The sequence below is a fragment of the Capnocytophaga sp. oral taxon 335 str. F0486 genome (genome assembly GCF_000277665.1).
Lineage (GTDB): Bacteria > Bacteroidota > Bacteroidia > Flavobacteriales > Flavobacteriaceae > Capnocytophaga > Capnocytophaga ochracea.
In genome coordinates, this window is the sequence record NZ_AKFR01000019.1 from 83,678 (window position 1) to 97,940 (window position 14,263).

The window sequence follows — 14,263 nt, forward strand, 5'->3', positions numbered from 1 at the left end:
ATACCCTTTACTCTCTACCTTTTATCTTTCACCTGAATTGAGAAATTATCTCATCAAAATTTGCACATTCAAATAATTGTTGTAATTTAGCCGAAATTTTCGAATTGTATCAACAACTAAAAACAACTATACTATGGGAAAAGGATTTTTTAAGGTTCCTAAAGCTACCAACGAACCCGTAAAAAGTTATGCGCCAGGAAGTACTGAGCGTGAGGCTGTACTACAAGCCTATAAAGAATTGTGGAATACTAAAGTAGATGCCCCTCTCTATATTGGAGGTGAAGCCGTACGTACAGGTCAGACAGGTGAAATGCATTCCCCTCACGACCATAAGCACTCATTGGGTGTTTACCACAAAGCGAGCAAAGAACACGTGCAACAAGCCATCGAAGCAGCGCTAAAGGCGCGTACTCAGTGGGCTAACCTTGCGTGGGAAGAACGCGCTGCTATCTTTTTAAAAGCTGCCGACCTCATTGCAGGTCCTTATCGTGCTAAAATGAACGCTGCTACTATGATAGCGCAGTCTAAAACAGTACACCAAGCCGAAATAGATTCTGCTTGCGAGCTGATAGACTTCTTGCGCTTCAATGTGCAGTTTATGGCTAATATCTATAACGACCAACCTAACTCTTCCGAAGGCGTATGGAATCGTGTAGAATACCGTCCGTTGGAAGGTTTTGTATATGCTGTTACACCTTTTAACTTCACCGCTATCTCAGGCAACCTCCCTACCAGCGCTGCCCTTATGGGAAATGTAGTCATTTGGAAGCCTAGTACTTCACAAATATTTTCCGCTGAAATGATAGTAGAAGTCCTCAAAAAAGCAGGTTTACCCGATGGTGTTATCAACGTATTGCACGGCGATGCAGCTATGATTACCGATACTGTTTTAGCAAGCCCTCATTTCGCAGGTATTCATTTTACAGGCTCTACCGAAGTATTTCAAGATATTTGGAAAAAGATAGGTAACAATATTCACCTCTATCGCTCTTATCCTAAAATTGTAGGTGAAACAGGTGGTAAAGACTTTATCATCGCCCACCCAAGTGCTTGCCCCAAACAAGTAGCTACGGCTATTACTCGTGGAGCTTTTGAATATCAAGGACAAAAATGTAGTGCTGCTTCTCGCGTGTACTTACCTAAATCGAAGGCTGACGAAACGCTGAAATTGGTAAAAAAAGATGTACTCTCTTTCAAAATGGGTTCTCCTGAAAACTTTGAGAACTTCATCACTGCGGTAATTCACGAACATTCTTTCGATAAATTAGCTAAATATATCGACCAAGCTAAAAAAGACAAAGATGCCGAGATATTTGTAGGTGGTGGATATGATAAAAGCAAAGGATACTTTATAGAACCTACCGTGATTGTAACCACCAATCCACATTACACCACTATGGAAACCGAACTTTTCGGACCTATAGTAACTGTGTATGTATATGATGACTCTAAATGGGAAGAAACCTTGAAACTTGTTGATGAAACTTCAGTTTATGCACTCACAGGAGCTGTATTTGGTACTTGTCGTTATGCGTTAGAAGAAGCAGTAAAAGTACTCGAAAACGCAGCAGGTAATTTCTATATCAACGATAAACCTACAGGAGCCGTAGTGGGGCAACAACCTTTCGGTGGTGCACGCGCCTCAGGTACTAACGACAAAGCTGGGTCTGCCCAAAACCTATTGCGCTGGGTATCGCCACGCCTTATCAAAGAAACTTTTGTACCACCAGTAGACTATCGTTATCCATTCTTAGGATAATAAATAAAATTTTAACTTTGCCAAAGTCCTCTGCCCGTGCGGCTCGCACTTTTGGCAAAGTTTCTCTTAAATCTATATAAAAACAGTTCCCTTACAAACACTTGTATTTGTGGATTGTCCTCCTTCGGGGGTTCGGGGGCTTAATTAATCATTAAACACTAAACATTAATCATTAGACATTAAATGGAATGGCTTTGGAACTTGATGACTAACCACGAGAGTGTGGCTTACACTGTGATAGTGTATAGCGTGGTCATCGCAGTAGGAGTTGCTTTAGGAAAAATTAAAATATTTGGCATCTCATTTGGTATTGCTTGGGTACTTTTCGCAGGTATCGCTATGGCCGAATTAGGATTCACTGTAAACCCCCATATTCAACATTTTGTAAAAGAGTTCGGATTGATTCTGTTCGTCTACACCATCGGACTACAAGTAGGCCCTGGCTTTTTTGCCTCCTTCCAAAAAGAAGGCATCAAATTCAATCTCTTGGCAGTGCTCTCTATTGTGAGTTGTGTACTTACTGTAATTGCTATCCACTACATCACCCAGACCGATATGGGTACCTTGGTAGGTATAATGTCAGGTGCCGTAACCAATACCCCAGGGTTAGGAGCTGCTCAAGCTACTTTAGAAGATGTATTTAAAGGCGACCCAGCTACAATGCCGAACCTCTCTACCGCCTACGCTGTTGCTTATCCTTTCGGGGTGTTAGGTATTATCTTGGTAATGTTAGGGCTCAAAGCCTTCTTAAAAGTGAATTTAGATGTTGAAAAACGTTTAAATTCTGTACGTCACTCTAAAGACCAAGTAGTGATCAATCGATTCGCGATAAAAGTAAGCAATCCTGCCCTCTTTGGTAAAAAATTGAGCGTTATCAAACAAACTCTTGATTTCGACTTTACCATCTCACGTATGTGTAGAAAAGGAGAGATTATATTAGCTAGTGCCGACACACTGATAGAAGAAGGCGATATCGTACTGATAGTAGCTAACCAAAAAGAAAATGAGAAGTTTTTGACCCTAATAGGTGACAGCGTTTCTATTTTGGATTATTTTCCTGATGTAAAAGATATGCGCTATACTTCACGCCGTATCAACGTTACCCAACGTGCTATTTTTACCAAAACTCTTGCAGAGCTCGATGTTCGCAAACGTTTTGGAGTAACCATCACTCGTGTATATCGCGCAGGTATTGAGTTCGTGCCCGCTGCCGATACAAAATTACAGTTTGGTGATACCATTACTGTAATAGGCGATGAATCGCACATACAACTCGTAAGCAAAGAGTTCGGTAATTCTAAACGACGTATGCAAACCCCTCACATAGCCGAGCTCTTTATGGGTATTACTCTTGGTGTATTATTAGGAAGCATTCCGTTTGCTATCCCTGGCATACCTGTACCTGTAAAATTAGGGTTAGCGGGAGGCCCTCTGATTGTTGCCATTCTCATCAGCCGTTATGGAGGTAAATTCTCAGTAACTCACTACGTATCGCAAAGTGCCAACCTGATGGTACGAGAGATAGGTATTGTGCTCTTCCTTGCCAGTGTGGGCTTAGACGCAGGAGCTACTTTTATAGAAACTATCTTGCATGGACAAGGCTTGTACTGGATGTGTTTAGGAGCGCTCATTACTCTTATACCACTTATTATCACCTCTTTAGTAGCTCGTTTTAGAGGAAAATTAGATTATTTGGGTATCTGCGGATTACTCTCTGGAGCTTCAACCGACCCGCCAGCTTTGGCTTTTGCTAATGATATGTCAAACTCCGAGATTCCCGCACTCACTTATGCAAGTGTATATCCACTTACTACATTCTTGCGAATAATGGTAGCACAATTATTGATTGTATTTTTTGTGTGACGTTTCAAAAAAAGTTGTACTTTTGCCCTCTGAAAGAATAAAATATTATGTTTGAAAATATGATGGATATGGTGGGCAAACTCCAAGAAATCAAGGACTTTTGGATAGTTACCTTAAACAAATCCATTAAGAGTGCTACCGATAAAAATGAAGCTATCTTGGCTGAAGTAGCCAAACAAGGGCTTCCGTTTAACTTTTAAAATATAAATCTATGGGTAAAATAATAGCTATTGCAAACCAAAAAGGAGGAGTAGGTAAAACCACTACTTCCGTGAACTTAGCCGCCGCATTGGGCGTATTGGAGAAAAAAGTATTACTCATCGATGCCGACCCGCAGGCAAATGCTACTTCTGGCATAGGTATTGATGTAGATTCTATTGAGCACGGTACTTACGAGCTTTTGGAACACACTATGGAGGCTAAAGATATGATTGTTCACACCAGCTCTCCTAATCTCGACCTTATTGCTGCTCACATCAACTTAGTGGCTATTGAGATTGAGCTCGTAGACAAAGAACAACGAGAATATATGCTCAAAAAAGCCTTAGAGCCTATCAAAGACCAGTACGATTACATTTTGATAGACTGTGCACCCTCGTTGGGACTTATCACCCTGAATGCTCTTACAGCAGCTAACTCGGTGATTATACCTATCCAGTGTGAGTATTTCGCTTTGGAAGGGTTGGGTAAACTTCTTAATACTATCAAGAGTGTACAAAAAACCTTCAATCCCAATTTGGATATCGAAGGCTTATTACTCACTATGTACGATGCGCGCTTACGTTTGTCTAACCAAGTGGTGGAAGAGGTACAAAAACACTTCAGCGATATGGTATTCAAAACCATTATCCAGCGTAATGTGCGCCTTAGTGAAGCACCTAGTTTTGGTGAAACTATCATCAACTACGATGCTACCAGCAAAGGGGCTACCAATCACATCAACTTAGCTCAAGAGATTATAGATAAAAACAAAACAGTATAATGACAAAACCTGCTAAAAAACCTGCCTTGGGGAGAGGTATTTCAGCTATTTTTGGCAATAGTCCCGAAGTGGCTATTAATTCTATCAAAGATAAAAATGCCGATAAGATTGTAGGAAATATCATAGAACTTGAACTCGACCTAATAGAAACAAATCCTTTTCAGCCTCGTACTTCTTTTAATGAAGAAGAGCTACAAGGGCTCGCTTCCTCTATTGAGGAATTAGGGGTAGTGCAACCTATCACTGTACGCAAACTCGACGGAGAAAACAAATATCAACTCATTTCGGGCGAACGCCGTTTCAGAGCTTCTAAATTAGCTGGACTGAAAACCATTCCTGCCTATATTCGCATTGCCGATGACAACGAGTCACTCACAATGGCTTTGGTAGAGAATATTCAGCGTCAAGATTTAGACCCCATAGAGATTGCTCTTTCTTACCAACAGCTCATCGAGCAGGTGAATCTCACTCAAGACCAAATGAGCAAACGTGTGGGCAAGAAACGTTCTACCATTACAAACTATTTGCGTTTGCTCAAACTCGCTCCTATCATTCAAACAGGCATACGCGACGGATTCATTTCTATGGGGCACGGTCGTGCAATAATCGCCATAGAAAACCCTGAACAACAAGCAGAAGTATACCAGCGTATCATTTCCGATAACCTATCAGTGCGTGATACCGAAGAGTTAGTGCGCCGCTTGCAAAACTCCGAAACACCTAATGTGGTAAGTATTCAAATCCCTAAAAGCAATAGTAAAACTGAAGTACCTACTTATATCAAAGAAAATATGAGTAGTTTTAATCATTTTTTTGGTACTAAAGTTACTGTAAAGATGAGCAAGAACGGCAAAGGTAGCCTTACCATTCCTTTTAGTTCAGAGGAAGATTTCAAACGTATTCAAAGTTTATTACACAAAAAGGATGAGTAGAAAGATTGTTTTGATAATAGCCCTACTTATGGGAGTGGGTATTTCGTATGCACAAGACGATACAGAGGAAGTGGTAAAAACACCCTCAGACTCTGTGCAGATAGCTGTTATGCAAGACAATATGAAAAAAGTCCCTTGGAATACCGACCCTCTTTCGCCTGCTAAAGCCGCCTTCTATTCAGCGGTTATCCCAGGTTTAGGTCAGATATACAACAAGAGCTATTGGAAAGTTCCTTTGGTGTATATTGCTATCGGTACCCCAATATACTTCTACATACAAAACTCTAAGGAATACGATCGTTACCTCACTGCCTACAAACGTCGTCAACAAGGATTTACCGATGATGAATTTTATGGCACTACCCCCAGTGGACAACCGCGTCTCAGTACCGATGGATTGAGACGAGGCATACAGTTCTATCGTCGTAATAAAGAGCTTTCTATTCTTATAGGGATAGGCTTATATGCGCTGAATATCATCGAGGCGAATGTCGATGCACATCTCAAACAATTCAATGTAGATGAACGCCTCACAGTGGAACCTTTCATTCAACACGATTTCCTCACACAGCCCCAATTTGGCTTGACACTCAACTATAAATCCAAGAAATAATGACCACACAAAATCTATTAGAAACCTTGCGCCACATTGTTGGTGCAAAGTACGTTATTACTGACCCTTCAAAAACTGAACGTTACCGCACTGGGTATCGTTTTGGTACCGGAAATGCAATTGCTGTGGTGCGTCCCGCTACTTTGTGGGAACAGTGGCAAGTACTCGAAGCTTGTGTAGCAGCTGATGTGATTGTAATTTCACAAGCTGCCAATACAGGTATCACGGGAGGATCTAATCCTTTTGGTAACGATTACGACCGCGATGTAGTAATCATCAACACGATGCGTAATGACAACATTCAGCTTATACTTGATGCTAAGCAAGCTATATGTCTTACAGGAGCAACACTCAACCACTTGGAACAAGAGTTAAAACCCTATAACCGCGAACCTCATTCAGTAATAGGCTCCTCTTGCATTGGGGCTTCAGTAATTGGAGGCGTGTGTAACAACTCTGGCGGTTCTTTAGTACAACGTGGTCCTGCTTATACTGAAATGGCTCTCTATGCCCAACGCAATGCCAACGGTAAATTAGAACTCATTAATCACTTAGGTATTGATTTAGGAAATACTCCTAAGGAAATACTTACCAATCTGCAAGAGGGTAGATACCAAGCAAAGGATATTCACACTTCTGATAAGAAAGGACACGATCACGACTATTGTAACCACGTACGTGAGATTAATGCCAATACGCCTGCTCGCTTCAATGCCGACCCAGCTCGCTTATACGAAGCATCAGGTAGTGCAGGTCGTTTAGGAGTTTTTGCCGTACGCGTGGATACTTTCCCTGCCGAGAAAAAAACAGCTGTATTCTATATAGGTACTAACAATACAGCGGTACTTACCAAATTGCGCCGTGATATGCTCGGTACTTTCGAAGAAATTCCTATCTCTGGCGAGTATATTCACCGTACCGCCTTTGATATCGCTGCTAAATACGGTAAAGATACTTTTTGGTATATCAAAAATGTAGGTACCGAATACTTACCCAAGCTCTTTTCTCTCAAAGCGTGGGGCGACCGCGTAGCCAAAAAACTACCTTTTATGCCCAACCATTTCAGTGAAAAATTCTTGCAATTCACCTCTAAACTAATGCCTCAACACCTCCCCAAAATATTGTGGGATTACCGCAACCAATACGAGCACCATCTCATTTTAAAAATGGGAGGCAAAGGGGTAGACGAAGCTAGAGCTTATTTGCAAAAAGAATTTGCCGATAGCACTAAAGGAGCTTATATAGAGTGTGATGCCAAACTTGCACAAGCAGCAATGCTCTTGCGCTTTGCAGTGGCTTCAGCAGCTATTCGCTATCGTTCCGTACACGAGGACGAGGTAGAAGATATCGTCGCTTTAGACATCGCTTTGCGTCGCAATGATGAAGATTGGTTTGAAAAGCTTCCTCCTGAACTCGACGCTAAGATACTTTACAAATTATACTATGGTCACTTTATGTGCCACGTATTCCATCAAGATTACGTGATTAAGAAAGGTTACAACTGTGAGGAAATAGAAGAAGAGATGCTCAAAATATTAGACACTCGTGGCGCACAATATCCTGCAGAACACAATGTAGGACATTTATATCACGCTAACGACGACCTTAAGAACTTTTACAACTCTCTTGACCCTACCAATAGCTTTAACCCAGGTATCGGTAAGACCTCTAAGAAAAAAGATTGGAAATAGAAACTCATAGTATTACATATTTATTTAGAGAGGCTACCTCAAAAAGTTTTGAGGTAGCCTCTCTTTTTTGTTTTTCTTTATCATTTCATACCTTCTCTATAATCACGTGGCGTTATTTTAGTAGCTTGTTTAAAAACCGTACTAAAATACTTAGAAGAATTAAATCCTACTTCAAAAGCTATATCAGTAACTGATTTTTCTGTTTGTTTTAAGAGCTGGCAAGCTACTTCTATACGATACTTATTGATATATTCACTGATACCAATGCCTGTAATTTGTTTCATTTTATTATACACCGAAGCACGACTCATTGCCATTGCTTCAGAAATCATTGTTACATCTAAGTCGATATTACTATAGTGTTTTTTGATAATTTCATTAAGTTTTATCATAAACACTTCGTCAGCATTGCTGATAGTAGTAAGTGCAGGTGAAGGAATCAATAATTCTTTTTCATAACGTTGCTTGATGAGCTCTTTTTGTTTGAGCAAATTACTTATTACTGAAAGCAAAAGATCTATATCAAAAGGTTTAGAGAGATAAGCATCGGCACCTAATTTATAGCCTATCTTTTGACTTTCGGTATCACTTTTAGCCGTGAGTAATATTACGGGAATATGACTGATTTGCAAATGCTCTTTCACCTCTTTACACAACTGATAACCATTCATTACAGGCATCATCACATCGCTGATGATAATATCGGGCTGGTGCGTTTTTAATAACAACAAAGCCTCCTCACCATTTACTGCTTTTAAAACGCTTTTAAACAACGGACGAAGTTCATCATAAAGATAGTTTAAAAAATCAGGATTATCATCTACTAAGAGTACAGAATACATAGAGATATCCATAGTTACTGCTATCTTCTCTGGTGCTTCAGTTTGTTCTTCTTCACCTTCAAACTTGTGAAGGACGCCCTCAGTGCTATGAGAGTAAGGTAATTCTACATAAAAAACCGTTTGCTCTTCTTCATCTTGATAAGCCCCAATAGTACCGAGATGTTTCTCTACTAATTCTTTACAATAAGCCAACCCTATACCACTACCTCGCTGGTTGTGTTTTCCTTGTTCAAAGCGAGTAAAGAGCTTATCCATATCGATATTATGTAATCCTATACCGGTATTTTCTACTTGAAAACGCACTTTTTGTTCGTTATAACTACTGCGAATGTGTATAGTAGAATACTCATTACTAAACTTTACTGCATTCATTAGTAGGTTAGATAGGACTACCCTTATTTTGGCACTATCTAACTCTACAGGGGGTAGATTTTTATCGAGGTGTAGTTCTAAACTTATATGCTTTGTTTCAAATTCTTGTTCAAAATCTTTAGCACTATCGGTGATAAGGTGATTCAAATCAGTATAGGCTTTGGTGAGTGTATTTTCTAATGAAGTATTACGGTTGTAGTCTAATACCCAATTGATAATATTCTTCATAGTAGTAGCTTGACGGAAAGCACTCTCTAACTGGGTTTTCTGTGAACGCGTGAGTTTACCACTCTCGGTATGATTTAGCAGACGCTTTAACGGTGCATAAATGAGGGTAAGAGGCGTGCGCAATTCGTGACTTACATTGGTGAGGAATTGTATTTTATCTTCATTAAGTTCCTGCTGATGCAAAGCTATTTGCCATTTGAGTTGTTGTTTTTTACGACGCAGATAACCCCACATTACACCTGCAATAATAGCCAACAAAAGCAAAGAAACTCCTACCAAAAAAGAAGTACGCTGATACCACACAGGAAGCACTTCGAAGTTGAGCAATGGGGTATCTTTCGTCCAATAGCCATTTTTAGTCATACAAGCGACTTCTACTTGGTATTTTCCTACTGAAAGCAAAGAGATATCTAAACTATTGTCATAGGTTTCAATCACCGAAGTTTGGGCGTTATTTTTAATCTTAAAACGGAAGAGTATGCGCCTAAACATATCTTTTTCATTCAATCCTACATTTAGCTTTAAGGTTTTGAAATAAGGGGGTACCTCTTTAGGAAAGTTTTCGGCGGTGTATATTTTGCCGTTCAATTCTATATTTTGCAAAAAGAGTAAAGGAGTACTACTCTCTTCGGTGTGAATATTCTTATTTATCTTCACAAAACCACCCACTCCTCCCATATAGATGTAAGGGGAAGGCAACAACTGTACATAGCCTGTAAGCACATCGTTGTGGAGAAAGCCATCGGAATCGTCCCAAATCATTATCTTCTTATCGGGAATATGATAAGAAAACAGCACGTTGGAAGCATTAATCCATAAACGCTGTTCAGTATCGAGTTGCATATAGCTAATTTGATGGAACATATTGTCGGTTCCTACTGCACTGAGCTTCTTTTGTGGTATCGCATAGCTAAACAACCCATTGGAAGTAGCAATCCAAAGGGTGTGATGAGCTTTATCATTGCATACTGCACTAATAGTATACCCCTCTTTAAGGGTTAAATAACGTGTTATCTTAGCTTCCGATAACTTCATTTGGTAGAGTACATTTCCTTTGGAGAGAAATAAAGTATCACCTTGTTGTGCTTTGAGTTGTAAGGCATTTTTAGGAGTAAGTCCTTCGGCAAAAGAAATTTTATTAAACTCTTTGTTTTGAAGATTATACAGATAGGTATTTTTAGCTGTAATGAGTATTTTATCTTTATCAATGTGATATACAAAGGGAGTAAAGCCTGCGTGACACTCTTGCTGGTCAGTAGCTTCATCGATGAGCAAGAAAGAAGTGTAGGAACGACTCAGAATATTATATATGAAAAGACCTTTGCCATAAAGAGAGACTAACAACTCATTAGGTGAAAAGTAGGTTATAGAAGAGACCTTATCGTTATACGTATTGGTATGATGTACAAATTGTTCTGTTTTGGGGTTAAAAGCATTGATACCTCCTCCATCGGTGCCTATCCATATGATGCCATTGGGAGCTTCGAACAAACTTATCACAGCGCGTTCACTTAACCCATTGCTACTTCCTAACGCACTATCGGTATAAGTCTTGATATAGGTTTCTTTAAAGAGAAAAACGCCATCGCGCACTGTACCTGCCCAAAGGTTATGATTAGGGTCTTCATAAAGCACTGTAATGGAATTGACCGGCAAGGAATGTATATTACCGGCACTATGCTGAATATTGTAAAAAGTATTCTTCTCAGGACTAAAAACCGATACTCCTCCCCCATCGGTGGCTAACCATATATTGCCTTTATAAGGCTTGATATCTAAGATAATATCATTGGACAAAAGAGTATTGTGAGTATCGTAATGCGAGCGCAATTCACCTGCAAGGGTAGCACGAAAAAGCCCTTTTTGAAAAATAGAATAATACACTTCTTTGCGTTGTGCATCATAATACAAAGAACTCAGCGGGCTTGTATTTTCAATAAACAAACTCAACAGTTCTGAGGTAAGAGAATACTTATAAATACCATCGTTTTCAGTACCTACAAGAAAGGTTGTATTATCAACAGGACATAGATAGGTAATGAGGCATTCTTTATCTTTTGTTTTAGGTTCTTTCCTCAAAGGCAAGCGCCCTATATTTTTAGTTTTGTAGTTATAGTGGTAGATAGCACTATATCCACCAAAGTAAACCCCTTGCTCAGTAGCACAAATAGAGAAGAGTTGTTGCTGGATTTTAGAGGTAAAAGTATCTTTATTAGGGTCGTATTGCCATACGCCTTTATCGGTTACAGCCCAAAGGTTATGCTGGGTATCTTCATAAAGATGATAGATGTAAGACTCAGTATACCTTTTGATATGATTACGGTCTACCCTATTGATACCCTGGCGAGTACCTATCCACAAAATTCCCTTATGGTCACGTACAATAGCGGTAACGCCCGATTGAGAGAGACCGTGTTCAATGGAAATACGTTTAAAATAGTATTCCGTAGGGTTTTGCCCGTAGATTACCCACGTAAAAAAAAGTAAGATACAAGTGCCAAGCACCGATGATAGTTTTATTATCTTCATTGGGTTATTCAGGGTATTCGATGCGTACGTGATAGATATTAGTAAGTTTGCTTTTAAATATGCGTTTGATAGCTTCGATTTCTTTGAAAGATATATCGGAATTGGCAAACTGATTATCGTCTAATTGTTTTTTGATAATACGGTCTACAAACTCATTGAGAGCTTCGAAGGTAGGATTTTTGAGGCTCTTAGTAGCTGCTTCAACCGAATCAGCCATCATAAGAATAGCGGTTTCTTTGGAGAAAGGAATAGGACCTGGATAACGGAAATCTTCTTCCTTAGTACCTTCGGGATTTAAGTCTAAGGCTTTGCGATAGAAATAATAAGTAAGACTGCGCCCGTGATGGGTTTTAATAAAATCGATAATGCGTTTGGGCAGTTTGTTTTTATGAGCGAGTTCTACTCCATCGGCTACGTGCTTGATAATCACCTTAGCGCTTTGTTCAGGAGTAAGCTGGTCGTGAGGGTTGAGACTTGTTTTTTGGTTTTCGGTAAAGTAAATAGGGTTTTCCATCTTACCGATGTCGTGATAGAGGGCACCTACACGTACCAAGAGGGTATTAGCTCCAATCTCGGCAGCAGCAGCTTCGGCAAGATTAGCCACTTGCATAGAGTGCTGGAAGGTGCCTGGAGCTTTTTCGGAAAGCTGACGCAAGAGCTTGGTATTTGTATCGGAGAGTTCTAAGAGAGAGACATCGGAAACTAAGCCAAAAGTACGTTCGTAGATATATGTAAAGGGTTGTGAAAAGAGAATACCAATACCATTGAGGATAAAGAGGGTAAGTAGAGAGATATCGAGCCCTTTGAGTGTTCCTTCGGTAATGGTGTGGAAAGCGATATAAATAATTAAATAGGCAGCCGTGATGAGTCCCGCCGATACAAAACTGCTCAATCGGTAGTGCATTCCCTTAGGGGTGAGAATGATAGCCATAGCAGCCACAATCTGTATGAATACAAACTGGAAGCTATTGGGCACAATAAAGCCTGTGATGAGTATGGTACTGATATACACAAAGAGGACGGTACGCAAATCGAAAAACGACTTGAGAATGAGCACCATCATTCCTACGGGGACAATATAGATATAATCGGGGAAATACCTTGAAATGAGCCCTACGAAAAGAATCATACTGAGCATATTGAGTAAGATAACACTCAATTTAAGGTTGCTTTTATATAATTTATTTTCGTATATTTTTAAGTATAACGCCATCAGTAGCAATACCATAGCTACTAACGTGTAATAACCTAAAAGCGACCAATTATAGTTGTTCTGACTCCACGTTTGGGTTTCGTACTCGTCTCTGAGCGACAACAAAGTATTCAGTTTTTCGCCCTCTACCAATTCACCTTTGGCAATGATGAGTTTCCCTTTATTTACCCAACCGCGCGTATAGACTATCTCTTTAAGGTTTTGAGTAAGTGCTTTTTGAGTGAAATTTTGGTCGATTACGAGATTAGGAGTAAGGATTTCAAAGAAAAGGTCGTAGTAATTTTTGTGATACTCATTATAAGGGGCGGTATCGAAATAGTTTTTAACAGCTGTTGCCAACTGTTGAAGATATAACACACGTTCGGCAGGCACTTCTACTATTTGATTGTTATGCTTGATAATGAAGATTTCAGAAGGGCTAAACGCAGGCTGATTAAGCATCACTCCGTTGCGATAGCTTTCCGCTAAAAAAGCCTCAGCTTTTTTAAGCAAGAGTTCTCGTTTATCGTCGGGCAGATGTTTGAAATAAGCGTACTTTTTCTGTTCAAACTTTTGCTTAGCACTCACAAAGGCGGTAGTATCTTGCTTGTAATACACCGTAGATTGGTTGGTTATTTGTTGTTTTTCGGCTTTTATTTGCTCTTCTGTTTTTTTTAAGGGAAAATCAAAAGGGGCATATAGGTTTTCGTGTTGCCAAAGCTCTCCTTTGCGAAATTCGTATTTAAATTTCGCTTTTTCGGGAAATACTTGCAAGATGAGTACTAAGGCTATAGCAAAGGCTAAAACCTTGAACACAAGAGATTTTTTAATAAATGCTTTGATATTTTTGAGCGTTATCATTGTTTTTCCTTTCTCAAATGTAGATGTAAATGCAATGCAAAGATAAGAAATAATTTTTTAATACCAAAAATGCTAATAATACCAGAAAATGAGAAAATGAGGTGCGAGCCGCACAGGCAGTTAAATTAGCAAATGGGAAAGCGTTGAGAGATTCGAAAGATATCGGAGAAGTTCGGAAGAGAGGAGGGAGGGTTTTTGATGAAAAAAGGCTATTAGGAGGGTGGGGGTAGCTTATAGAGAGCTTATAGGAAGCTTATACGAATCTTGGACGATTGGTATAGAAAGGGTATATAAGTGGTTGATTAATAATATGATACAACAAGGGTAAAAATGTTAAAAACAGGGTTTCGAGACGAAAGAAAGAGAATCCTCACCCCAATCACATACTCTCCTATTCGG

Annotated in this window: 9 protein-coding genes; 7 read left to right on the forward strand and 2 right to left on the reverse strand. The window is 39.6% G+C overall.

Annotated elements, in window-relative coordinates; all coding sequences use genetic code 11:
• The first annotated feature begins 133 nt into the window (after window positions 1-133).
• The 7 genes from pruA (at window position 134) to dld (ending at window position 7,840) form a co-directional block, all read left to right on the forward strand.
• Complete coding sequence (gene pruA, locus HMPREF1320_RS04255; protein WP_009417472.1) at window positions 134-1,759, forward strand: L-glutamate gamma-semialdehyde dehydrogenase; 1,626 nt, start codon at window positions 134-136, stop codon at window positions 1,757-1,759.
• 183 nt (window positions 1,760-1,942) lie between these two features.
• The gene (locus HMPREF1320_RS04260; protein WP_009417499.1) at window positions 1,943-3,622 is read left to right on the forward strand and encodes a putative transporter; all 1,680 of its coding nucleotides are present in this window, start codon (window positions 1,943-1,945) and stop codon (window positions 3,620-3,622) included.
• A 47-nt stretch (window positions 3,623-3,669) separates the two neighbouring features.
• Window positions 3,670-3,822 (forward strand): hypothetical protein, encoded by a 153-nt coding sequence (locus HMPREF1320_RS11505; protein ID WP_034554104.1) that lies wholly within the window; start codon window positions 3,670-3,672, stop codon window positions 3,820-3,822.
• Window positions 3,823-3,833: 11 nt separating this feature from the next.
• Window positions 3,834-4,604: a ParA family protein gene (locus tag HMPREF1320_RS04270; RefSeq protein WP_002671062.1), complete on the forward strand. Its 771-nt coding sequence runs from the start codon at window positions 3,834-3,836 to the stop codon at window positions 4,602-4,604.
• Window positions 4,604-5,536 carry a ParB/RepB/Spo0J family partition protein gene (locus tag HMPREF1320_RS04275; RefSeq protein ID WP_009417469.1) on the forward strand — a complete coding sequence of 311 codons (933 nt, stop codon included), beginning with the start codon at window positions 4,604-4,606 and terminating at the stop codon, window positions 5,534-5,536. The genes HMPREF1320_RS04270 and HMPREF1320_RS04275 overlap by 1 nt, the downstream gene beginning before the upstream one ends.
• Window positions 5,529-6,149, forward strand: a complete 621-nt coding sequence (locus HMPREF1320_RS04280; RefSeq protein WP_009411757.1) for a DUF5683 domain-containing protein — start codon at window positions 5,529-5,531, stop codon at window positions 6,147-6,149. Before HMPREF1320_RS04275 ends, HMPREF1320_RS04280 begins: the two co-directional genes overlap by 8 nt.
• On the forward strand, window positions 6,149-7,840 hold the full coding sequence (gene dld, locus HMPREF1320_RS04285) for a D-lactate dehydrogenase (protein ID WP_009417531.1): 1,692 nt from the start codon (window positions 6,149-6,151) through the stop codon (window positions 7,838-7,840). The genes HMPREF1320_RS04280 and dld overlap by 1 nt, the downstream gene beginning before the upstream one ends.
• Before the next feature lie 80 nt (window positions 7,841-7,920).
• Here dld and HMPREF1320_RS04290 read toward each other — a convergent pair whose 3' ends face one another.
• Window positions 7,921-11,811, reverse strand: a complete 3,891-nt coding sequence (locus tag HMPREF1320_RS04290) for a response regulator (RefSeq protein ID WP_034554106.1) — start codon at window positions 11,809-11,811, stop codon at window positions 7,921-7,923.
• Window positions 11,812-11,815: 4 nt separating this feature from the next.
• The gene (locus HMPREF1320_RS04295; RefSeq protein ID WP_034554108.1) at window positions 11,816-13,864 is read right to left on the reverse strand and encodes an HD family phosphohydrolase; all 2,049 of its coding nucleotides are present in this window, start codon (window positions 13,862-13,864) and stop codon (window positions 11,816-11,818) included.
• Between the last annotated feature and the right edge of the window lie 399 nt (window positions 13,865-14,263).

Coding starts and splice junctions, on each gene's coding strand:
- pruA (WP_009417472.1), top strand. CDS start 134: ATGGGAAAAGGATTTTTTAAGGTTCCTAAAGCTACCAACGAACCCGTA.
- HMPREF1320_RS04260 (WP_009417499.1), top strand. CDS start 1,943: ATGGAATGGCTTTGGAACTTGATGACTAACCACGAGAGTGTGGCTTAC.
- HMPREF1320_RS11505 (WP_034554104.1), top strand. CDS start 3,670: ATGTTTGAAAATATGATGGATATGGTGGGCAAACTCCAAGAAATCAAG.
- HMPREF1320_RS04270 (WP_002671062.1), top strand. CDS start 3,834: ATGGGTAAAATAATAGCTATTGCAAACCAAAAAGGAGGAGTAGGTAAA.
- HMPREF1320_RS04275 (WP_009417469.1), top strand. CDS start 4,604: ATGACAAAACCTGCTAAAAAACCTGCCTTGGGGAGAGGTATTTCAGCT.
- HMPREF1320_RS04280 (WP_009411757.1), top strand. CDS start 5,529: ATGAGTAGAAAGATTGTTTTGATAATAGCCCTACTTATGGGAGTGGGT.
- dld (WP_009417531.1), top strand. CDS start 6,149: ATGACCACACAAAATCTATTAGAAACCTTGCGCCACATTGTTGGTGCA.
- HMPREF1320_RS04290 (WP_034554106.1), bottom strand. CDS start 11,811: ATGAAGATAATAAAACTATCATCGGTGCTTGGCACTTGTATCTTACTT.
- HMPREF1320_RS04295 (WP_034554108.1), bottom strand. CDS start 13,864: ATGATAACGCTCAAAAATATCAAAGCATTTATTAAAAAATCTCTTGTG.